This window comes from Xanthomonas protegens (assembly GCF_038442435.1).
In the GTDB taxonomy this organism is placed as follows: domain Bacteria; phylum Pseudomonadota; class Gammaproteobacteria; order Xanthomonadales; family Xanthomonadaceae; genus Xanthomonas_A; species Xanthomonas_A sontii.
Window position 1 is genome coordinate 43104 of record NZ_JAQJCQ010000020.1, and the last position, 19733, is coordinate 62836.

The 19733-nt window shown below is 71.0% G+C and carries 16 protein-coding genes; 7 read left to right on the plus strand and 9 right to left on the minus strand.

All coding sequences use genetic code 11. The features are described from left to right. Nucleotides 1-9: 9 nt before the first annotated feature. The 4 genes from bioH to bioC all read left to right on the plus strand — a co-directional run bounded on the left by bioH (nucleotide 10) and on the right by bioC (nucleotide 3225). Nucleotides 10-771, plus strand: coding sequence for a pimeloyl-ACP methyl ester esterase BioH (gene bioH / locus PIQ37_RS18800; protein WP_342074628.1), 762 nt, complete (start codon nucleotides 10-12; stop codon nucleotides 769-771). A 535-nt stretch (nucleotides 772-1306) separates the two neighbouring features. Next, nucleotides 1307-2089 carry an SDR family oxidoreductase gene (locus PIQ37_RS18805; protein WP_342074629.1) on the plus strand — a complete coding sequence of 261 codons (783 nt, stop codon included), beginning with the start codon at nucleotides 1307-1309 and terminating at the stop codon, nucleotides 2087-2089. A gap of 64 nt (nucleotides 2090-2153) precedes the next feature. Continuing rightward, entirely contained in the window at nucleotides 2154-2285 is a 132-nt protein-coding gene (locus tag PIQ37_RS18810) for a hypothetical protein (protein WP_342074630.1), read from the plus strand. A gap of 49 nt (nucleotides 2286-2334) precedes the next feature. Beyond that, the gene (gene bioC / locus PIQ37_RS18815) at nucleotides 2335-3225 is read left to right on the plus strand and encodes a malonyl-ACP O-methyltransferase BioC (RefSeq protein ID WP_150410930.1); all 891 of its coding nucleotides are present in this window, start codon (nucleotides 2335-2337) and stop codon (nucleotides 3223-3225) included. On the opposite strand, the gene PIQ37_RS18820 is transcribed toward bioC, so the two are convergent. From PIQ37_RS18820 to PIQ37_RS18835, 4 genes are all read right to left on the minus strand, one after another. Then, the gene (locus PIQ37_RS18820; RefSeq protein ID WP_342074631.1) at nucleotides 3193-4707 is read right to left on the minus strand and encodes an ArnT family glycosyltransferase; all 1515 of its coding nucleotides are present in this window, start codon (nucleotides 4705-4707) and stop codon (nucleotides 3193-3195) included. The genes bioC and PIQ37_RS18820 overlap by 33 nt on opposite strands. A 117-nt stretch (nucleotides 4708-4824) precedes the next feature. Next, entirely contained in the window at nucleotides 4825-5253 is a 429-nt protein-coding gene (locus PIQ37_RS18825; protein WP_342074632.1) for a ketosteroid isomerase-related protein, read from the minus strand. 31 nt (nucleotides 5254-5284) lie between these two features. Then, nucleotides 5285-5920 (minus strand): YdcF family protein, encoded by a 636-nt coding sequence (locus tag PIQ37_RS18830; protein ID WP_026144308.1) that lies wholly within the window; start codon nucleotides 5918-5920, stop codon nucleotides 5285-5287. Next, entirely contained in the window at nucleotides 5905-6864 is a 960-nt protein-coding gene (locus tag PIQ37_RS18835) for a pyridoxal-phosphate dependent enzyme (protein ID WP_342074633.1), read from the minus strand. Before PIQ37_RS18835 ends, PIQ37_RS18830 begins: the two co-directional genes overlap by 16 nt. A gap of 164 nt (nucleotides 6865-7028) precedes the next feature. Between PIQ37_RS18835 and PIQ37_RS18840 the strand changes: the two genes are divergently transcribed. From PIQ37_RS18840 to PIQ37_RS18850, 3 genes are all read left to right on the plus strand, one after another. Then, nucleotides 7029-7550, plus strand: coding sequence for a hypothetical protein (locus tag PIQ37_RS18840; RefSeq protein WP_043094298.1), 522 nt, complete (start codon nucleotides 7029-7031; stop codon nucleotides 7548-7550). A gap of 509 nt (nucleotides 7551-8059) precedes the next feature. Then, a complete protein-coding gene (gene mnmG, locus PIQ37_RS18845) occupies nucleotides 8060-9949 on the plus strand; it encodes a tRNA uridine-5-carboxymethylaminomethyl(34) synthesis enzyme MnmG (protein WP_342074634.1) in 1890 nt (629 codons plus the stop codon). Between the two features lie 50 nt (nucleotides 9950-9999). Continuing rightward, nucleotides 10000-10815, plus strand: coding sequence for a nucleotidyltransferase domain-containing protein (locus tag PIQ37_RS18850; RefSeq protein ID WP_342074654.1), 816 nt, complete (start codon nucleotides 10000-10002; stop codon nucleotides 10813-10815). A 209-nt stretch (nucleotides 10816-11024) separates the two neighbouring features. Here the strand turns inward: PIQ37_RS18850 and PIQ37_RS18855 are convergent, their stop codons facing one another. The 5 genes from PIQ37_RS18855 to PIQ37_RS18875 all read right to left on the minus strand — a co-directional run bounded on the left by PIQ37_RS18855 (nucleotide 11025) and on the right by PIQ37_RS18875 (nucleotide 19679). After that, complete coding sequence (locus PIQ37_RS18855; RefSeq protein WP_342074635.1) at nucleotides 11025-11984, minus strand: alpha/beta hydrolase; 960 nt, start codon at nucleotides 11982-11984, stop codon at nucleotides 11025-11027. A 637-nt stretch (nucleotides 11985-12621) separates the two neighbouring features. Further along, nucleotides 12622-13479 carry a PA4780 family RIO1-like protein kinase gene (locus PIQ37_RS18860; RefSeq protein ID WP_342074636.1) on the minus strand — a complete coding sequence of 286 codons (858 nt, stop codon included), beginning with the start codon at nucleotides 13477-13479 and terminating at the stop codon, nucleotides 12622-12624. A 431-nt stretch (nucleotides 13480-13910) separates the two neighbouring features. Then, the gene (locus PIQ37_RS18865) at nucleotides 13911-15353 is read right to left on the minus strand and encodes an efflux transporter outer membrane subunit (protein ID WP_342074637.1); all 1443 of its coding nucleotides are present in this window, start codon (nucleotides 15351-15353) and stop codon (nucleotides 13911-13913) included. Continuing rightward, nucleotides 15350-18478 carry an efflux RND transporter permease subunit gene (locus tag PIQ37_RS18870; RefSeq protein WP_342074638.1) on the minus strand — a complete coding sequence of 1043 codons (3129 nt, stop codon included), beginning with the start codon at nucleotides 18476-18478 and terminating at the stop codon, nucleotides 15350-15352. The genes PIQ37_RS18865 and PIQ37_RS18870 overlap by 4 nt, the downstream gene beginning before the upstream one ends. 10 nt (nucleotides 18479-18488) lie before the next feature. After that, a complete protein-coding gene (locus PIQ37_RS18875) occupies nucleotides 18489-19679 on the minus strand; it encodes an efflux RND transporter periplasmic adaptor subunit (protein ID WP_407136569.1) in 1191 nt (396 codons plus the stop codon). Nucleotides 19680-19733 lie beyond the last annotated feature (54 nt).

A 19733-nucleotide genomic window follows, 5' to 3' on the forward strand; every position in this document is an offset into this window, starting at 1 on the left:
CGCACGACGATGCATATCGACACCCTGGGGCAGGGCCCCGATCTGGTCCTGCTGCACGGCTGGGCGTTGAACGGCGGCATCTTCGCGCCCTTGGTCGAGCGCCTGTCGGCGCAGTACCGCCTGCACCTGGTGGACCTGCCCGGGCACGGCCACAGTCGCGGCGACGACACACCGCTGGCGCTGCCGCACGTGGTCAGCGCGATCGCCGCGGCCACCCCGCCGGCCGTGTGGCTGGGCTGGTCGCTGGGCGGGCTGTTCGCGCTGCACGCCGCCGCCACGCAACCGCAGGTGCGCGGGCTGGCGATGCTCGCGGCGACGCCGCGCTTCGTCCGCGGCAGCGACTGGCCGCACGCGGTGGAGCCACAGGTGTTCGAACAGTTCGGCCGCGATCTGGCCGAGGACTATCGCGGCACCCTCGAGCGCTTCCTGGCGCTGGATACGCTCGGCTCGGCGCACGCGCGCGCCGAACTGCGCACGCTGCGCGAGGCGCTCGACGCCCGCGGCGCGCCCGACCCGCACGTGCTGCAGGACGGCCTGACCCTGCTGGAACGCACCGACCTGCGCCGCGCCCTGCCCGGCCTGCGCGTGCCCAGCCTGTGGATCGGCGGCCAACGCGACCGCCTGGTCCCACCCGCGGGCATGGAGGCCGCCGCGGCGCTGGCGCCGAACGCGCGCGCACTGATCATCGCCGGCGGCGGCCACGCCCCGTTCCTCGGCCATGCCGACACCGTCGCCGACGCGCTGCGCGGATTCCTGGCAACGCTGGACTAGCGGCGTCGCGAAGCGCGTTCCACAGTGCTGTCGTAGGAGCGGCTTCAGCCGCGACACGCCTGCTGCATCGGGTCGCGGCTAAAGCCGCTCCTACAGGCGCTTGCGACGAGCCCGCCGGGTGCACTGTGGGAGGGACTTCAGTCCCGACGCATTGCGCCATCGGAAAGCGCACACCACCTCGCGCGTCGCGCGCTGCATGACAGTTGACTCCGACATTGCATCACACGACCCGCACCGACGTCAGAAAGACGCAAGCGGCTCCGCCGTGGGACTCAACTGTCGTGCCGCCGCGACAAGCGAAGACGAAAGCCGACCGACACCCTCCGTCGTCGGGACTGAAGTCCCTCCCACGAGGATGCCAGGCCTATCCCTGTGGATGCCATTGCAATCACGACGCATGACGGCCGAACGCAGCGCAGCGGCGTCGCTCCAGCACATGTCCTGCACGCTCAACTGTCCTGCAGTCGCGGTGTGACGCTGGCCGCCACAGCGCCGATGTCCGATCATCGCGACTCCTTCCAACCGGAGTGCAAGCATGGACCTGGGAATCGCCGGCAAGTGGGCGCTGGTCTGCGCCGCGAGCAAGGGGCTGGGACTGGGTTGCGCACAGGCGCTGGCCCGCGAAGGCGTGCATGTGGTGATCGTGGCGCGCGGCCAGGCCGGGCTGGATGCGGCCGCGGCGCAGCTGCGCGCGCTCGACGGCGGTGGCGAGGTGGTCGCGGTGGCGGCGGACATCGCCACCGAGTCCGGCCGCGCCGCCGCACTGGCCGCCTGCCCGCAGGTGGACATCCTGATCAACAATGCCGGCGGGCCGCCGCCGGGCGATTTCCGCGACTGGGAACGCGAGGACTGGCTGCGCGCGCTCGACGCCAACATGCTGGCGCCGATCGCGTTGATCCGCGCCACCGTCGATGCGATGCAGGCGCGCGGCTTCGGCCGCATCGTCAACATCACCTCGGCCGCGGTGAAGGCGCCGATCGACAGCCTGGGCCTGTCCAACGGCGCGCGCGCCGGCCTCACCGGCTTCGTCGCCGGGCTGGCGCGGCGCACCGTGGCGCACAACGTCACCATCAACAATCTGCTGCCGGGGCAATTCGACACCGACCGCCTGCGCGGCAACATCGCCCACGCCGCGCAGCGCGAGGGCATCGACCCCGCCGATCTGGCCGAACGCAAGCGCCGGCAGATTCCGGCCGGGCGCTTCGGCACCGCGGAAGAGTTCGGCGCGGCCTGCGCCTTCCTGTGCAGCGCGCAGGCCGGCTACCTGAGCGGGCAGAACCTGCTGCTGGATGGCGGCAGCTATCCGGGGGCGTTCTGAAGAGCCGGGAGTGGGGATTCGGGAGTGGGGATGCACAGCCGGTTCGCATACCTGGTCGCGACGAATGCGGATCGCGCTGATCCGCTTGTCATCGCTGGATGTGCGCGACGACAAGGCGCCGGAAACGCAATGCAGGATTGAGACGCACAGCCGCCGCACCCGGCGTCCGGTCGGCGCGCAGTACGGAACGCGGTGATCCGCGCCGCTGCTGGCCGCAGCACGACGCGGGCGGCGATAATGCGCGGATGGATCCTTCCGCGTTCGACTCCCAGCATATCCGCCGCGCGTTCGCGCGTGCCGCCGCCAGTTACGATGCCGCCGCGGCGCTGCAGCGCGAGGTGCAGGGGCGCTTGCTGGAATCGCTGGACTACCTCGGCGACCGCGTGCCGCAGGTGGTGCTGGACGTGGGCAGCGGCCCGGCGCATGCCGCCGCGGCGATGAAGAAGCGCTGGCCGCGCGCGCAGGTGATCGCGCTCGACCAGGCACTGCCGATGCTGCAGCAGGCCAAGCGCCAGGCCGGCTGGTGGAAGCCGTTCGGCCGCGTCTGCGCCGATGCGCGCGCACTGCCGCTGGCCGAGCACAGCGTCGATGTGATCTTCAGCAATCTGTGCCTGCAGTGGGTCGAGGACCTGCCGGCGGTGTTCGCCGGATTCCGCCGCGTGCTGCGCCCCGGCGGCCTGCTGCTGTGTTCCAGCTTCGGCCCGGATACCCTGATCGAACTGCGCGAGGCATTCGCCCAGGCCGACCGGACGACGCCGCACGTGAGCCGCTTCGCGCCGATCGCGCAGTTCGGCGATGCGCTGATGCTGTCGGGCTTCCGCGATCCGGTGCTGGACCGCGACGTGTTCAACCTGACCTATCCGGACCTGCCCGCGCTGATGCGCGAACTGCGCGCGATCGGCGCCACCAACGCACTGCAGGCGCGCCGCCACACGCTCACCGGCCGCGGCCGCTTCGCCGCCGCCAGCGCCGCCTACGAGCCGCTGCGCGGCGCCGACGGCACCCTGCCCAGCACCTGGGAAGTGATCTACGCGCACGCCTGGGCGCCGCCGCCGGGCGCGCCGATCCGCGAAGGCGGCGGCGAGATCGCCGCGGTGCCGCTGTCAGCGATCCCGATCCGCCGCCGCGGCGACTGAGCCAGGCCGCACCCGGAACAGCACCCGGCCCTGGTAGGGCATCCCCAACGCTTGCGCCTGTGCGCCCTGCGCGGCGATGCGCGCGGCCACCTGCGGCCAGGCCTCCTGCTTGCACACCCACACGCGGCCGGCGCGCGGTTGCCGCAGCACCGTGGCCAGATCGGCGTCGTACTCGGGACCGAAACGCGGCGCGTCACGCACCGGCTCCAGGCGGATCTTGCGTACCTGCGTGCCCAGTTCCAGGCGCAGGCCGTAGCGCGCCATGTCCTCGACGAACACCACCTCGGTTACCGGCGCGCCGGCACGCCGGGCGATCGCCTGCGCCCAGGCGCCGGCATCCTTGTGCGTGGGCAACAGCGCCACTACTAGTTCGATCACCAGCAACAGCCCGCACCACGCCAGCAGCCACGGCCAGCGCCACGGCGCACGGCCTTCCTGCGCACGCTGCCACGCCGCCAGCAGCGCCAGCGGCACGAACAGCGGCAGCACGTACAGCGGCAGCCGCGAGCGCGACAGGCACAGCACCAGCAGCGGCAGCAGCAGCCACAGTGCCAGCAGCAGCGGCGCGGCCTGCTGCAGGCCCAACGCCGGATCGCGCCACCACTGCCGCAGCTGCCGCGGCAATTGCCAGGCCCAGCGCGCCAGGGCCGGCGTCCACGGCAGCGTGCCCAGGACCAGGATCGGCGCATACGCCACCGCCCAGCCGTACCACTGCGCGTTGCGCCCGAACGCATCGCTGGCCACGCGCTTGACCACTTCGTCGCCGACGAAGTACCGCAGCAAGCCCGGATGGCCGTGGATCACCGCCAGGTACCAGGGCAGCGCCAGCACCACGAACAGGACGATGCCGGAGAGCTGCAGCGCGCGCCGCGGCGGCCCGGGCGTCACCGCATTGAACAGCAGCAGCGCCGGCAGCGGCAGCAGGCCAGGCGGGCCCTTGGTCATGAACGCCAGGGCGAAGCCGGCCCACATCGCCGCGATCCAGCGCTTGCCCTGGCCGGGTGGATGCGCCCGCGCTTCGACGAAGGCCCACACCGCCAGGGTCTCGCAGGCGGCGAGCAGGAAATCGGTGGAAATCCATTGCGCCGCGCCGAACGGCGCCAGCATGGTCGCGTACAGCAGCGCCGCCTGCGCCGGCAACTCGGTGCGTTCGGGAAACAGCCGCATCGCCAGCCGCCAGACCAACAGCACGCACAACAGGTAGGCCAGCGCCGAGGGCAGCCGCGCCGCCCATGGCGATGGCCCGAAGACCGCGACGCTGGCGGCGATCGCCCAGTAGGTCAGCGGCGGCTTGGTCCAGTGCGCCACGTCCTCGCTGCGCCGCGGCGTGAGCCAGTCGCCGCTGTGCAGCATGTTCAGCGCGACATTGGAGTAACGGCCTTCGTCGGCGTCCCAGATCCCGCGCACGCCCAGCAGGGCCAGCGCGAGCGTGCAGGCCAGCAGCGCCACCGCGACGGCCGGAGAACGAAGCAGCGCGCGCATCGGCAATCCTCCCCACTCGGCGCGGCGACCATAGCGGCGGCGCCTGCGGCCGCAGATGACGGCCGGCGGACAGTTTTGCGACAGCGCGAACGCGCCGGCCTCAGGCCGGCGCGCGGCTCAGGCGGAGACCTGCGCGATCCAGTCTTCCAGGTTGTAGTAGTTGCTCACCCGGGCAATCTTGCCGTCGCGGATGTCGAAGAACGCCCCGCCCGGCAGCACGTAGCGCTGGCCGCGTGCCTCCGGCAGGCCGGTGTCGGTGTGGTGGTATTCGCCATGCACCACGTACTCGGCCGCGGCGCGGCGGCCGTCCTGCGCGGCCAGCACCACGATGTCGTGCAGCTGCTCGCGGTAGCTGGCGTTCATGCGCTGCAGGAAGGCGGCGAAGACCTCCTTGCCGGTCTCGCGCGCGCCCTGGTTGAGGTCGTGGGCGACATCGTCGGTGAGCATGCCCAGCATGCCGTCCCAGTCGCCGCGGTTGAACGCCGCGTAATAGGCCTGCACCAGGGCGATGGCCTGGTCCTGCGCAGGAACTCCGTGGTTGCTCATGGCTGCCGCCCTCCGGCCGTGGAAAGACCCATCATACGGTCTCGCCACCGTGCTCGACGCCCCGCTCCAGCAGGTCGCGATGGAAGAAGTACAGCTCCTGCAGCAGGAAGCGCCAGCGGGTCTGGAAGCTGCGGAAACGGCTGCTCGGCGTCGACGACGCCAGCGCGTCGATCTGCAGTTCCTGGCACAGCCGCAGCGCCCGTGCCATGTGCAGCGGATCGCTGACCACGATCACCCGGTGCAGGCCGTGTTCGCGCATCAGCCGCCGCGCCTCGATCAGGTTCTGCCGGGTGGTGCGCGACACCGTTTCGATCAGGATCGCGTCGGCCGGCACGTCGTGGCGCAGCGCGTAGCGCCGGGCCACCTGCGACTCGGCGAAACGCGCGCCGTTGCCGAAGCCGCCGGTGAAGATCAGGGTCGGCGCGTAGCCGCGCTGGTACAGGTCCAGGCCGTGGCGGATGCGCTCCTCGAACACCGGCGACGGCTTGGCATCGTAGGCCGCGGCACCGAGCACGATGATCGCGTCGGCCGGCGCCGCCTGGTCGCGGTCGCCGACCCAGACGATGTAGATCGCCACGCCCAGCAGCCACAGCCCGAGCAACGCCGCCAGGCGCACCAGCCAGCGCAGCCAGCGGAAGCCCCCGCGCGCGCTCATGCCGCGCCCCACGGCAAGGCGTCCAGGTCGACGTTGCCGCCGGACAGGATCACCCCCACCCGGCGCCCGGCAAAGCGCGCCGGCTGCGCCAGCACCGCCGCCAGGGCGATCGCCGAGGACGGCTCCACCACCTGCTTGAGCACCTGCCACAGCAGCCGCATCGCCGCCACGGTCGCCGTGTCCTCCACCACCAGCACCTCGGCCTGGCCGTGCAGCAGGGCGAAGTTGGGTTCGCCGAGGGTGCCGCGCAGGCCGTCGCAGAGCGTGTCCGGGACCATGTCCACGCGGCGCTCGCCGGCCGCCAGCGAGCGCGCGGTGTCGGCGGCGCCGGCCGGCTCGGCCAGCAGCAACTGCGCCTGCGGCGCCCGCGCCGACAGCGTCAGCCGGCTGCCCGCGGCCAGGCCGCCGCCGCCGACCGGCACCACCAGCAGGTCCAGCCCGCCACTGGCGTCCAGCAGTTCCAGCGCCGCGGTGCCCTGCCCGGCGATCACCGCCGGATCGGCATAGGGATGCACCAGGGTCGCGCCGGTATCGCGCTGCACCTGCGCACACAGCGCCTCGCGCGCGACGATGCTGGGCGCGCAGCGCCACAGCGTGGCGCCGTGGCGGGCGATGTTGGCGAGCTTGGCGGCGACCGCCCCCTCCGGCACCACCACATGGCAGCCGATGCCGCGGGTGCGCGCGGCCAGGGCCAGGGCCGCGCCATGGTTGCCGGAGGAATGGGTGACCACCCCGCAGGCCGCCTGCGCCGGGTCCAGCGCCCACACCGCGTTGCAGGCGCCGCGGAACTTGAACGCGCCGCCGCGCTGCAGGTGTTCGGCCTTGAAGTACAGCTGCGCGCCGGTGGCGGCATCCAGCGCCCGCGAACGCAGCACCGGGGTCGGCCGCGCGTGCGCGGCAATGCGTGCGGCGGCCGCCAGGACGTCGCCGAACTCGGGCAGAAAACGTGAGACCATACGCGAAAGGGTAGCGTATCGTCGCCAACGTGCAGCGCCCGCGACCCGCGCCGGTTCGCCGTCGTTGCGCGCAACTTAAGCGTTCAAGTGCGGCCGATGAAGTTAAGGGGGGATTCAATGCCACGGACCGAACCTGTCAGCCAGCCTGCTGGAGGGCAAACGCCATGAAACTGCGCCTGATCTGCGCCGCTGGACTGCTGGCCGCACTGGGCGGCTGTGCCACCTACGATTACGCCGGAGGCGGCGAGGGTGGCTACTACCGTGGCGCCCCGTCGGTCGAATACCGCTACCCGGCCGGCTACTCGGAGTACTACTCGCCCTACGGCGCGGTGCCCTACTACGGCTACGGCCCGTCCTATTACGGCTACTACGGGTACGGCGTGCCGTATTACTACTACCGTGGCTACGATGGTCCGCGCCACCGCCCGCCACCGCGTCCGCGGCCGGACGACGGCGGTTCGCGGCCGCCGTCCCCGCCGCCCAGCGTGGGTGGTCGGGTACCGACGCCGTGGCGCGACATGGACCGCCTGCGCCGTCCGGACGCGCTCAATTCGGCACCGCGGCCGCAGTCGATGCAGCCGGCCCGGCCGGCGATGCAGCGTCCCGAGGGCATGCAGCGCCCGCCGGCGCCACGCCCCGGCAATATGGGTCGCAGCAATGGGACGCGTCGCACACTCGAACCCTAAGAAAGGGCTTGCGTTCGCCTGTCCCAGCACGCACTCTACGTCCTACGGGGTGACCGCCTGCGTCGCTTTATGACCCGAAGGGGTCGACCCCACCGTCTATGTCGATGTCCGACAGGGAAATCTGGATCCCCCCTGTTCCGGCCCTGTCGGGCGTCGGCGCCTCACAACGAAAAGCCCCGGTCCGCCGGGGCTTTTCGCGTTGGGGCCTTGCCATTGCTGGGGTGGCGCCGGCGACCGGCGAAAAACGGGCATAAAAAAGGGCCGGTAGTCCCCCGACTACCGGCCCCCAGCTCCCCCAACGTGCGCGTGACTGGCCCCTGTTCCAATTCCAGTCATACGCCCCTGACGCATTGCCACGTTGGGTGCAGTGGGAATATCTGCAGATTGCGTGCCAACTTGAGGCCCGGATCTGCAATTTGTGATGCAACCGCTAAAATTCCTGTTCACACCCTGGGCGACGCCACGTGTCGCCCCCTGCCGCCGGCCCCGCGCCGGCCGACGAGACCCCGATGAGCGACTCCTTCTACCGCCATGACGTGATCGTGATCGGCGGCGGCCATGCCGGCACCGAGGCGGCGCTGGCGTCCGCGCGCGCCGGCGCGCGCACCCTGCTGTTGACCCACAACGTGGAGACGGTGGGGGCGATGAGCTGCAACCCGGCGATCGGCGGCATCGGCAAGGGCCACCTGGTCAAGGAGATCGACGCGCTGGGCGGGGCGATGGCCCGCGCCGCCGACCTGGCCGGCATCCAGTGGCGCACCCTCAACGCGTCCAAGGGCCCGGCGGTGCGCGCGACCCGCTGCCAGGCCGACCGCAACCTGTACCGCAGTGCGATCCGGCGCCTGGTCGAGGCGCAGCCGAACCTGACCGTGTTCCAGGCCGCGGTGGACGACCTGGTGATGGACGGCGAGCGCGTGCGCGGCGTGCTGACCCAGACCGGGCTGCGCTTCGAGGCCGCGGCGGTGGTGCTGACCGCCGGCACCTTCCTGGCCGGCAAGATCCACATCGGCCAGACCCAGTACGCCGGCGGCCGCGCCGGCGACCCACCGGCCACCGCGCTGGCGCAGGCGCTGCGCGACGGCCGCTTCGGCGTGGACCGGCTCAAGACGGGCACCCCGCCGCGCATCGACGGGCGCAGCCTGGACTACGCGGCGATGGAGGAACAGCCCGGCGACGATCCGCTGCCGGTGATGTCGTTCCTGGGCGAGGCCGCCCAGCATCCGCGCCAGGTCTCGTGCTGGATCACCCACACCACCGAGCGCACCCACGCCATCATCCGCGGCGCGCTGGACCGCTCGCCGCTGTACACCGGCCAGATCGAGGGCATCGGCCCGCGCTACTGCCCCTCGATCGAGGACAAGGTGGTGCGCTTCGCCGAAAAGGCCAGCCACCAGATCTTCGTCGAGCCGGAAGGCCTGGACGTGGTCGAGATCTACCCCAACGGCATCTCCACCTCGCTGCCGTTCGACGTGCAGCTGGAGCTGGTGCGCTCGATCCGCGGCTTCGAACGCGCGCACATCACCCGCCCCGGCTACGCCATCGAGTACGACTTCTTCGACCCACGCGGGCTCAAGGCCTCGCTGGAGACCAAGGCCATGCCCGGGCTGTTCTTCGCCGGGCAGATCAACGGCACCACCGGCTACGAGGAAGCCGCCGCGCAGGGCCTGATCGCCGGCCTCAACGCCGCGCGCCAGGTGCGCGGGCTGGACCCGTGGTCGCCGCGCCGCGACCAGGCCTACATCGGCGTGCTGATCGACGACCTGATCACCCACGGCACTAGCGAGCCGTACCGCATGTTCACCAGCCGCGCCGAGTACCGGCTGCAGCTGCGCGAGGACAACGCCGACGCGCGCCTGACCGGCATCGGCCACGACCTGGGCATCGTCGACGCAACGCGCTGGGCGCGCTTCCAGGCCAAGCAGGAGGCGGTGGCGCGCGAGAACGAGCGCCTGCGCGCGCTGTGGGCCACGCCAGGCAACGCGCTGGGCCGCGAGGTCGCGGCCACGCTGGGCGTGGCGGTGAGCCGCGAGACCACCGTGCTCGACCTGATCAAGCGTCCGGAGCTGGACTACGCCGCGCTGATGCGGGTGCCGTCGCTGGGCCCGGGCGTGGCCGACGCGCAGGTGGCCGAGCAGGTGGAGATCGGCATCAAGTACGCCGGCTACCTGGACCGACAGCGCGACGAGATCGCCCGCCAGCAGCGCCACGAGGACACCCCGATCCCGGCCGCCTTCGACTACGCGCAGGTGCGCGGGCTGTCGGCCGAAGTGCAGCAGAAGCTCGAGCGCGTGCGCCCGCAGACCGTGGGCCAGGCGCAGCGCATCCCCGGCATGACCCCGGCGGCGATCTCGCTGCTGCTGGTGCACCTGGAACGCGCGCGGCGCAACCGGGTGGCGTGATCCAACCTTCGATGGAAGTTGCTGTGGCAGATCAATCCACCTCACCCGACATGGCGATCCACCCGATCGCCCCCGACAAGCGTGCCGCCGTGCTGGCCACGTTGCAGGACATCGAGCAACGCCATGAGGTCCGCATCCTGCTGGCCTGCGAATCCGGCAGCCGCGGCTGGGGCTTTTCCTCGCCCGACAGCGACTACGACGCGCGGTTCGTCTATGTGCATCGGCCGGACTGGTACCTCACCGTCAACGAACGGACCGGGCCGGGCGAGCCGCAGCGCGACGTGATCGAGCTGCCGATCGACAGCGACCTGGATGTCAGCGGTTGGGACCTGCGCAAGGCGTTGCGGCTGGTCTCCAAATCCAACCCGACCTTGCTGGAGTGGCTGCAATCGCCGGTGGTGTACCGGCAAGACGCCGCGGCCGTGGCGACGCTGCGGGAGATGGCCCAGGACTTCTATTCGCCGCTGGCGACCTGGTGGCATTACTTCAGCATGGCCAAGGGCAATTACCGCGGCTACCTGCGCGGCGAGCGCATCCGCACCAAGAAGTATCTGTACGTGTTGCGCCCCGTGCTGGCCTGCCAATGGATCGAACGCGGGCACGGCATGCCTCCGATGGCCTTCGCCTCGCTGCTGGATGCCCTGGTTCCTTCCGGTGCCCTGCGCGACGCCATCGACGCCTTGCTGGACAAGAAGCGGGCATCGGCCGAGGTCGAAGACGGGCCACGGATTCCGGCGATCAGCGATTTCCTTGACGCGGAGCTGGGCAGGATGGAGGCAGGTGCACCGCAACTGCCCGCTGGCAGCGGCGACCAGCTTGAATTGGACGAGGCGTTCCGGCAACTGCTGCGCAGCACCCCGCGCTAAGCGCGCGCGGCGCGGCGCGGCAACTGCAGCGTGCAGTGAGGCCACCCAACGCCGCCCCACGTAGGAACGGCTTCAGCCGCGACCCGGTCGCACATCGGAGGTGCTCCGTCGCGGCTAAAGCCGCTCCTACGGACGCGACGGACGCATTGTTCCTGGCGAGGCAGCGACCGGCGGTGATTGCCGGAAGCTGGGACGCGCTGCGGTTGGGCTCAGTCCTGCGTAGCCACCGGCAGCAGGCGCTGGCGCAGCAGCAGCGCGGCCAGGTCCAGGGTTTCGCCGGCCACGCGCATCACGCCGCCCATGTTGATGAAGCCGTGGATCATGCCGGGGTGGACGCGCACCAGGGTTTCCACGCCCGCCTCGCGCAGGCGCTGCGCGTAGTGCAGGCCTTCGTCGTGCAGCGCGTCGCGCTCGGCCAGCACCACCAGCGCCGGGGCGACACCGGCCACGTCCGGCGCCACCACCGGCGAGATGCGCCAGTCCGACGCCAGCGACGGGTCCGGCAGCAGTTGGCGATCGAAGTAGCGCATCGCCGCTTCGGTCAGCGGCGGGATGCCGGCGTTGTGCACGCGCGAGGGAAAGGGATTGTCCGGGCGCACGTCGGTCAGCGGATAGATCAGGATCTGGCAGCGCAGGGCGATGCCGGCATCGCGCGCGTCCAGCGCGGCGCTCGCCGCCAGGGCGCCGCCCATGCTGTCGCCGGCCACGGCCAGACGCTGCGGATCGGCGCCGACTTCGCCCGGGTGCGCGGCCAACCAGTGCAGCGCGGCGATCACGTCCTCGGTGCCGGCCGGCGCCGGATGCTCGGGCGCCAGCCGGTAGTCCACCGCCAGCACCTGGCAGCCGGCGCGCGCGGCCAGTTGCCGGCACACGTCGTCGTGCGAGTCGAGGTCGCCGACCACGCCGCCACCGCCGTGCGCATAGAGGCAAGTGGGGGCCGGACCGGCGTCGAGGCCGTGCGGGCGGTACAGGCGCAGCGGAATCGGCGCGGCCGGACCCGGCGCCTGCAGGTCGCGGACCTCGGCCATTTCCACACGCGGAAAACCGAACTGCGCGGCGACGCCGCGCATCATCGCCCGCGCCTCGGGCAAGGGCAGTTCCTCCATCGGCGGCTGCCCGGACTGCTGGGCCTGGGCGAAGAAACGGACGACGTCTGGATCGAAATACATGGGTGGCCCTCCCGGGGCGGCTGCGCAAGCGGCGTCGGCCAGATTGTTATTGTCGATAACCATTTCCGCAAATAAGCGAACTTGAACGGTCATCACGGTGCCTGGCGGGTCAGCGGCAGGCGGCCCGTCGCAGCGGCGCAAAGGTGTCCGCAATGCAGGAATGGCAAGGCTTCGCGCGGCCTGCGGGGCACGATGGCCAGTGTCGCACACGCCGCTGCGCCGCATTGCAGCGCAACATGGACGTGCGCGAATGCGGTTTCGCGCCCGGATCTGTCACCCGTTCCCGGGTACAGCGCATTGCGTTGGCGGGCGGCCGTTGGCATTGAGGGGCGCAGCGCCCGACGGGGGTCTGGTCACGCCGCGCTGCAGTGGTAGAGCGTTTTCCACGCCCCACCCGCGCGGCATGATCGGGCGCGCCTGCGACGGCTTGGCGACGTTGGAGTCGGCGCAATCGACCGGGCACTGCCTGGGCAGATCGGTCGGCACGCTCAGTCTCGCCAAGGCCATTCGGCACCTTGCGCGCGGCAGCAGGCCTGCTGCATGCGGTCCCCCAGGCGGGGACGGGATCCACGTCCTCGCTTCCTGCCCGCAAGCCCGCGCAACCGCGGCGCGGCATGCGCGGGGCGGGACGACGACCCTAGTCGTCCTGCGCGGCGGCCTCGCGGCCTTGCTGGCGGATGATGGCTTCCTGCCGCGCGTCCTCGATCGAGGCGCGCACCGCGCGCACGTCGGCGCGACGGGTATCGAAGGTGAAGCGACCGGTGAGCGCGCTGTCCGGGCGTAGCGTGCCCTTCTCGTACAGCGCCCACATCTCCTCGCCGTAGTGGGTGGCGTTGAGCTCGGGCGCGAAGCGGCCCAGGCAGTCGCGCAGGTTGTGCACGTCGCGCAGCAGCATGGTGCGGGCGGCGTTGTTGCCGGCGGCGCTGACCACCTGCGGGAAATCGATCACCACCGGGCCGTCGGCGGCGACCAGCACGTTGTATTCGGACAGGTCGCCGTGCACCAGGCCCAGGCACAGCATCTTCACCACGTCGCCGACCAGCTGCGAGTGGAAGGCGCGCGCCTGCTCCGGTTCCAGTTCCACCTCGCCCAGCCGCGGCGCGCTCTGCCCGTCGGCATCAGTGACCAGGTCCATCAGCAGCACGCCGTGGAAGTAGCCGCGCGGCTGCGGCACGTGCACGCCGGCGTCCACCAGCTGGTACAGGGTGTTGGCCTCGGTGTCCTTCCACGCCGCTTCCTGCTCGCGGCGGCCGAACTTGCTGGCCTTGCCGATCGCCCGCGCCTGGCGGCTGCCGCGCACCTTGCGCCCTTCCTGGTACTGCACACGGGCCTGGAAGCTGCGCTGCGCCATGTCCTTGTAGACCTTGGCGCAAAGCACGTCGTCGCCGGCCTGGACGACGTAGACCGCAGCCTCCTTGCCGCTCTTGAGCGGGCGCAGCACGCCGTCGATGACGCCATCGTCGATCAGCGGCTGCAGGCTCGGGGGAATCTTCATCGGGTGCGGCGTACCTGGAGTGAGTCGCCGCGATTATGGCCCAAGGCTGGCGTGGTGCCCGGCCCGCCGGTGCGGCGTCGACCGTGTCGCCAACGCGCCGAAGGTACGCACGGCGCGGCTTGCGGCCTGTGCGACGAACGATTGGGCGGCGCGGCAGCGCCTGGCATTTGTCTACGACGGCCGCCGAGGTGTACCGCCGCGTTCAGCTACGGAAGTCGGCAGCGCGGGGCTTGTCGTGTTGAGTGCCGCGGGGTGCGCAAGCAGCGCCTGGGGCGGTGGTTGGACCGCCGTCCGAGTCCATCGCGTCGGGACTGAAGTCCTTCCCACAGAAGCGCGTCGCGCGTGGCGACGCTTCTGCACGCTCAGGCCTGCCGGCTTCAGGCTCGCCTCAGGCCAGCCCAGGCCGAGCCTCGCGCTGCCTCGGTTCCGGCTCAGGGCGAGGCAGCGACCTGGGCCTGGGCGTCGGCACCGCCGCCGAGCACCTGGTACAGGGTGACGCGGTTGCTGGCGTCCTGCAGGCGCAGCGCGATGAGCGCCTGCTGCGCGGCGAACAGCGAACGCTGCGCATCCAGCACCGGCAGGTGGCCGTCCAGGCCGGCGCGGTAGCGCGCGTCGGCCAGGGTGTAGCTGCGCTGGCTGGCGTCGACCAGGGCCTGCTGCGCGGTCAACTGCGCCTGCAGATGGTCGCGCGTGGCCAGGGCATCGGCCACTTCGGCGAAGGCCGACTGGATCGCCTTCTCGTACTGCGCCACGGCGATGTCCTTGCCGAGCTTGGAGGCGTCCAGCGAGGCCTTCAACGCGCCGGCGTGGAAGATCGGCGCGGTGATGCTGGGCACGAACGACCAGGTGCGGCTGCCGGCGGAGAACAGCGTGGACAGCGCATCGCTGCTGCGCCCGGTGGACGCGGTGAGGCTCAGCGACGGGAAGAACGCCGCGCGTGCGGCACCGATGTCGGCGTTGGCCGCCTGCAAGGTGTGCTCGGCGGCAAGCACGTCCGGGCGCTGCAGCAGCACCGCCGAGGACAGGTGCGCCGGCAGCGGCGCCAGCGCGACGCTGCCCTGCATGGCCTGCGCGGTCGGCAGCAGCGCCGCCTCCACCGGCGCGCCGACCAGCAGTTGCAGCGCATCGCGCGCCTGCGCCAGCTGGGTGGCGGCGCTGGCGACGGCGACGCGCGCCGACTCCACGCTGGTCTGCTGCTGCGCCAGGTCCAGCCCGGACGCGCTGCCGATGCTGTGCCGGCGCTCGGTCAGTTGCAGGGTCTGCGCCTGGCTGTCCAGGGTCTGCTGCGCCAGATCCAGTTGCGCCTGGTCCGCGCCCACGGTCAGCCACGCCGCGGCGACCTGGGCGACCAGGGTCAGGCGCACGTTGCGCTGGTTTTCCGCACTGGACAGCCAGTTCTGCAGGGCTTCCTGCTTGAGACTGCGCAGTTGCCCGAACAGATCCAGCTGCCAGCTGCTCAGCCCCACCTGCAGGGTGTCGCTGGTGCTGACCTGGGAGACGCCGTCGTCGTTGCTGGCGGCGCTGCTGCGGCCGCGGCTCATGCTGGCGTTGGCGTCGAACGAGGGCAACTGCGCGGCGCGCTGGAGGCGGTACTGCGCGCGCGCCTTGTCGATGGACAGCATCGCCACGCGCAGGTCGCGGTTGTTCTGCAAGGCCAGCGCGATGGTCTGGCGCAGCCGCGGATCCAGGAACACCTGCTGCCAGTCCGGCATCGCCAGGGTGTCGGTGGCGGCGCCCGCGGCGGGTGCCGCATCGACCGCCGCCAGGTCGGCCGGCACCGGCGCCGCCGGGCGCACGTAGGTGGGTGCCAGGGTGCAGCCGGACAGGGCCAGCAGCGTGGCCACCGCCACGCTCATGCGGGTCAGCGCGCTCATGCCTGCGTCTCCGGGTGGGCGACCGCCGGCCCCGGGAACATCCGGCGCACGATCACGTAGAACAGCGGCACGAAGAACAGGCCCAGGGTGATCGAGGCCAGCGTGCCACCGGTGACGCCGGTGCCCAGCGAGTGGCGCGCGGCCGAGCCGGCACCCTTGCTGAAGACCAGCGGCAGCACGCCGAGCAGGAACGCCAGCGAGGTCATCAGGATCGGCCGCAGACGCATCTGCACCGCGTGCAGGGTGGCGGCGAGCAGGCTTTCGCCGCGGTGCTCGAGGTCGCGCGCGAACTCGACGATCAGAATGCCGTTCTTCGCCGCCAGGCCCACCGTGGTCAGCAGACCGACCTGGAAGTAGACATCGTTCTCCAGCCCGCGCAGGGTCATCAGCAGCACCGCGCCGAACACGCCTACCGGCACCGCCAGCATCACCGCGAACGGGATCGACCAGCTCTCGTACAGCGCCACCAGGCACAGGAACACGAACAGCAGCGAGATCGCGTACAGCGCCGGTGCCTGATTGGCCGACAGCTTCTCCTGGTAGGCCATGTCCGACCACGCATAGCCGAAGCCGTGCGGCAGTTGCTTGCTCAGTTCGGCCATCGCGTCCATCGCCGCGCCGGAACTGACCCCGGGCACCGCCTGGCCGGTCAGCTCCATCGCCGACACGCCGTTGTAGCGCTCCAGCGCGGCCGGCGCGCTGGTCCAGTGCGAGCGGGTGAACGCCGACATCGGCACCATGTCGCCGCCGCCGTTGCGCACCGTCCAGCGGTCCAGGTCCTGCGGCGCCATGCGCGCGTCGGCATCGCCCTGCATGTAGACCTTCTTGATGCGGCCCTTGTAGATGAAGTTGTTGACGAAGTCGCCGCCGAGCGCGCTGTTGAGCGTGGCGTTGATGTCGCCCGGGTCCACGCCGAGCGCCTGCGCCTTGGCGTCGTCGATCTTGACCGCGTACACCGGCGCGTCTTCCAGGCTGGCGTAGCGCACGTTCATCAGCTTGGGATCGTGCTGGGCCAGCCGCAGCAGCTTGTCGCGCGCGGCGACCAGGGCGGCGTGGCCGGCGCCTTCATAGTCCATCAGCTCGAAGGTGAAACCGGAGGCGTCGCCCAGGCCGGTGATCGCCGGCGGCGAGGTCACGAACAGTTCCGCGTCCGGCACGTCGGCCAGCGCCTTGTTCAGATGGTCGGCGATGGTCGCCGCGTCGTCGTCGCGGTCGTCCCAGTCCTTCAGGCGCACGAAGGCCATGCCGACGTTCTGGCCGGCGCCGGTGACGCTGAAGCCGGCCGAGGACAGCACCGAGCGCACGCCCGGATCCTTCAGCGCGGCCTTGGTCAGCCGGTCGGTCACCGCCAGGGTCTGCTCCAGGGTGGAGCCGGCCGGCAGCTTGACCAGCACGTTGAGCATGCCCTCGTCCTCGTCGGGCAGGAACGCGCCCGGCAGGCGCCACAGCAGCAGGCCGGTGACCGCGATCAGCAGCGCATAGGCGACCAGGCCCAGCGCGCGCTTGCCCAGCACCCGCTCGACCAGCGTGCGGTAGCGCTCGGACAGATGCCGGAAGCGGGTGTTGAACCAGATGAAGAACCAGCCCAGGCGCCCGTGCGACCCGATCGGCGCCTCGCCCTGGTGCAGCGGCTTGAGGATGGTCACGCACAGCGCCGGGGTCAGGGTCATCGCCACCAACACCGACAGGATCATCGAGGCGGCGATGGTGATGGAGAACTGCCGGTAGATCACGCCGGTGACGCCGTTGAAGAACGCCATCGGCACGAACACCGCGGTCAGCACCAGCACGATGCCGACCAGGGCGCCACCGATCTGCTGCATCGAGCGCAGCGTCGCCTCCTTCGGCGGCAGGCCCTCCTGGCCCATCACCCGCTCCACGTTCTCCACCACCACGATGGCGTCGTCGACCAGCAGGCCGATCGCCAGCACCATCGCGAACATGGTCAGGGTGTTGATCGAGTAGCCGAACGCGGCGAGCACGCCGAAGGTGCCCATCAGCACCACCGGCACGGCGATGGTCGGGATCAGCGTGGCGCGCCAGTTCTGCAGGAACAGGTACATCACCGCGACCACCAGCAGCACCGCCTCGATCAGGGTGATGACCACTTCCTTGATCGAGGTGGTGACGAACGGCGTGGTGCTGAAGGCGATGTGGTAGTTGAAGCCGTGCGGCCAGTACTGCTTGAGTTCCTGCAGGCGCTGGTCGATGGCTTTGGAAGTTTCCACCGCGTTGGCGTCGGAGTTGAGCTCGATACCCAGCGAGGCCGAGGGCTTGCCGTTGAAGCGGGTGATGCTGTCGTAGGTTTCCGGGCCCAGGCCGATCCTGGCCACGTCCGACAGGTGCACGGCGGCGCCGCTGGCGTCGCTCTTGAGCACGATCGCGCCGAACTGCGCCGGGGTCTGCAGGCGGCTGCGGGTGGTCACGGTGGCGTCCAGGCGCTGCCCGCGCAGCGCCGGCTGGCCGCCGATCTCGCCGGCCGACACGTCGGTGTTCTGCGACTGCAGCGCGTTCTCCACGTCCGAGGGCATCAGCGCGTACTTGCGCAGCTTCTCCGGGTCCAGCCAGATGCGCATGGCGTATTCCGAGCCCATCGGCTGGATGTTGCCGACGCCGCTGACGCGGCTGATCTGGTCGTCGATGTTCGATTCCATGTAGTTGGCGACATCGAAGTTGTCCATGCTGCCGTCGTCGGAGGTGAACGCCACCACCTCGAACAGCGAGCCGCTGGACTTGGTGATGACCAGGCCGTTCTGCTGCACCGCCTGCGGCAACACCGACATCACCGACTGCAACTGGTTCTGCACCTGCACCTGCGCGGTGTCGGCGTTGGTGCCGGTCTCGAACACCAGGTTGACCTGCGCGGTGCCGTCCGAGGCGCTGGTGGAGGTCATGTACAGCAGATGGTCCAGGCTCTGCTGGGACTGCTCGATCAGCTGGGTGACGGTGTTCTCCACCGTCTGCGCAGAGGCGCCGGTGTAGGTGGCGCGCACGGTGATGGTGGGCGGCGCCATGTGCGGATAGCGTTCGACCGGCAGCCCATGGATGGCCAGCATGCCGATCAGGACGATGACGATGGCCATGACCCAGGCCACCACCGGGTGGTTGACGAAGAAGCGCGACATGCGGGAGTCCTCAGTCGGCCTGGGCGCCGTCGCCCGGCAGCGCCGGCGCGGCATCGAGCTGGGCGGTGGTGAGCGGATACGGCTGCGCCGGCTTGCCGAGTTCGGCGCGGCTGCCGTTGACCACGATCAGGCGCTCGCCCGGCTTGAGCCCGGATTCCACCAGCCAGTCGTGGCCGATGGCCTCGCCGGTGCGGATGTGCCGCTCCACCACCTTGTTCTGCGCGTCGAGCAGCTTCACGACGGGCTCGCCCTTGCTGTCGCGGGTCACCGCCTGCTGCGGCACCAGCACCGCGCCCTGGTCGGTGGCCATCGGCAGCACCGCGCGCAGGTACATGCCCGGCAACAGCAGGTGCTCGGGGTTGGGCACCACCGCGCGCAGGGTGACGTTGCCGGTGCCGGCGTTGACCTGGGTGCCGACGAATTCGAGGGTGCCGGCGTGCGGATAGGTGCTGCCGTCCTCCAGCCGCACCTGCACCTGCGCCTTGCCGTCGATGGCGTGGATCTGCCCGGCGTCGAGCTGCCGGCGCAGCGCCAGCATCTGCGTGCTGGACTGGGTGACGTCCAGGTAGATCGGGTCCAGCCGCTGGATGGTGGTCAGCGCCGCGTCCTGCGCGGCGGTGAGCAGCGCGCCGACGGTGTAGGCGGAGGTGCCGATGGTGCCGGAGATCGGCGCGGTGATGCGGGTGTAGTCGAGGTTGATGCGCGCCGCCTGCAGCGCCGCCTTGGCCGCGACCACCGCCGCCTCGTCCTGACGCAGCGCGGACACCGCGTCGTCGGCGTCCTGCTTGCTGGCCGCGTCCATGTCGGTGAGGCTGCGGGTGCGCTCGGCCTTGGGCCGCGCACTGGCCAGCGCCGCCTCGGCCTGCACCAGGTTGCCGCGGGCGATGTCGTAGGCGGCCTGGTACGGCGCCGGGTCGATCACGTACAGCGCCTGCCCGGCCTTGACCTCCTGGCCTTCCTGGAACAGGCGCTGGCGCAGCAACCCACTGACCTGCGGGCGCACGTCGGCGGTCTCGTAGGCCACGGTGCGGCCGGACAGGGTGCGCTCGACCGGCAGGGTGCGCGCGCCCAGGGTCAGCACCCCCACCCGCGGCGGCGGCGCGGCCGCCGGCTTGTCGCCGGAGCAGCCTCCGGCCACGGCAATGGCCAGCAATACGGCACAGCGAACGGGACGACGAGGCGCCTGGAAACGGTCGGACATGGGGAGTGCGGCTGGGAAGAAACGCGCAACGCTACTCCACGGATGTGTCGCATC

Bases quoted from the DNA above. Each gene is read 5' to 3' on its own strand.
- bioH (WP_342074628.1), top strand. From the start codon at position 10: ATGCATATCGACACCCTGGGGCAGGGCCCCGATCTGGTCCTGCTGCAC.
- PIQ37_RS18805 (WP_342074629.1), top strand. From the start codon at position 1,307: ATGGACCTGGGAATCGCCGGCAAGTGGGCGCTGGTCTGCGCCGCGAGC.
- PIQ37_RS18810 (WP_342074630.1), top strand. From the start codon at position 2,154: ATGCGGATCGCGCTGATCCGCTTGTCATCGCTGGATGTGCGCGACGAC.
- bioC (WP_150410930.1), top strand. From the start codon at position 2,335: ATGGATCCTTCCGCGTTCGACTCCCAGCATATCCGCCGCGCGTTCGCG.
- PIQ37_RS18820 (WP_342074631.1), bottom strand. From the start codon at position 4,707: ATGCGCGCGCTGCTTCGTTCTCCGGCCGTCGCGGTGGCGCTGCTGGCC.
- PIQ37_RS18825 (WP_342074632.1), bottom strand. From the start codon at position 5,253: ATGAGCAACCACGGAGTTCCTGCGCAGGACCAGGCCATCGCCCTGGTG.
- PIQ37_RS18835 (WP_342074633.1), bottom strand. From the start codon at position 6,864: ATGGTCTCACGTTTTCTGCCCGAGTTCGGCGACGTCCTGGCGGCCGCC.
- PIQ37_RS18840 (WP_043094298.1), top strand. From the start codon at position 7,029: ATGAAACTGCGCCTGATCTGCGCCGCTGGACTGCTGGCCGCACTGGGC.
- mnmG (WP_342074634.1), top strand. From the start codon at position 8,060: ATGAGCGACTCCTTCTACCGCCATGACGTGATCGTGATCGGCGGCGGC.
- PIQ37_RS18850 (WP_342074654.1), top strand. From the start codon at position 10,000: ATGGCGATCCACCCGATCGCCCCCGACAAGCGTGCCGCCGTGCTGGCC.
- PIQ37_RS18855 (WP_342074635.1), bottom strand. From the start codon at position 11,984: ATGTATTTCGATCCAGACGTCGTCCGTTTCTTCGCCCAGGCCCAGCAG.
- PIQ37_RS18860 (WP_342074636.1), bottom strand. From the start codon at position 13,479: ATGAAGATTCCCCCGAGCCTGCAGCCGCTGATCGACGATGGCGTCATC.
- PIQ37_RS18865 (WP_342074637.1), bottom strand. From the start codon at position 15,353: ATGAGCGCGCTGACCCGCATGAGCGTGGCGGTGGCCACGCTGCTGGCC.
- PIQ37_RS18870 (WP_342074638.1), bottom strand. From the start codon at position 18,478: ATGTCGCGCTTCTTCGTCAACCACCCGGTGGTGGCCTGGGTCATGGCC.
- PIQ37_RS18875 (WP_407136569.1), bottom strand. From the start codon at position 19,679: ATGTCCGACCGTTTCCAGGCGCCTCGTCGTCCCGTTCGCTGTGCCGTA.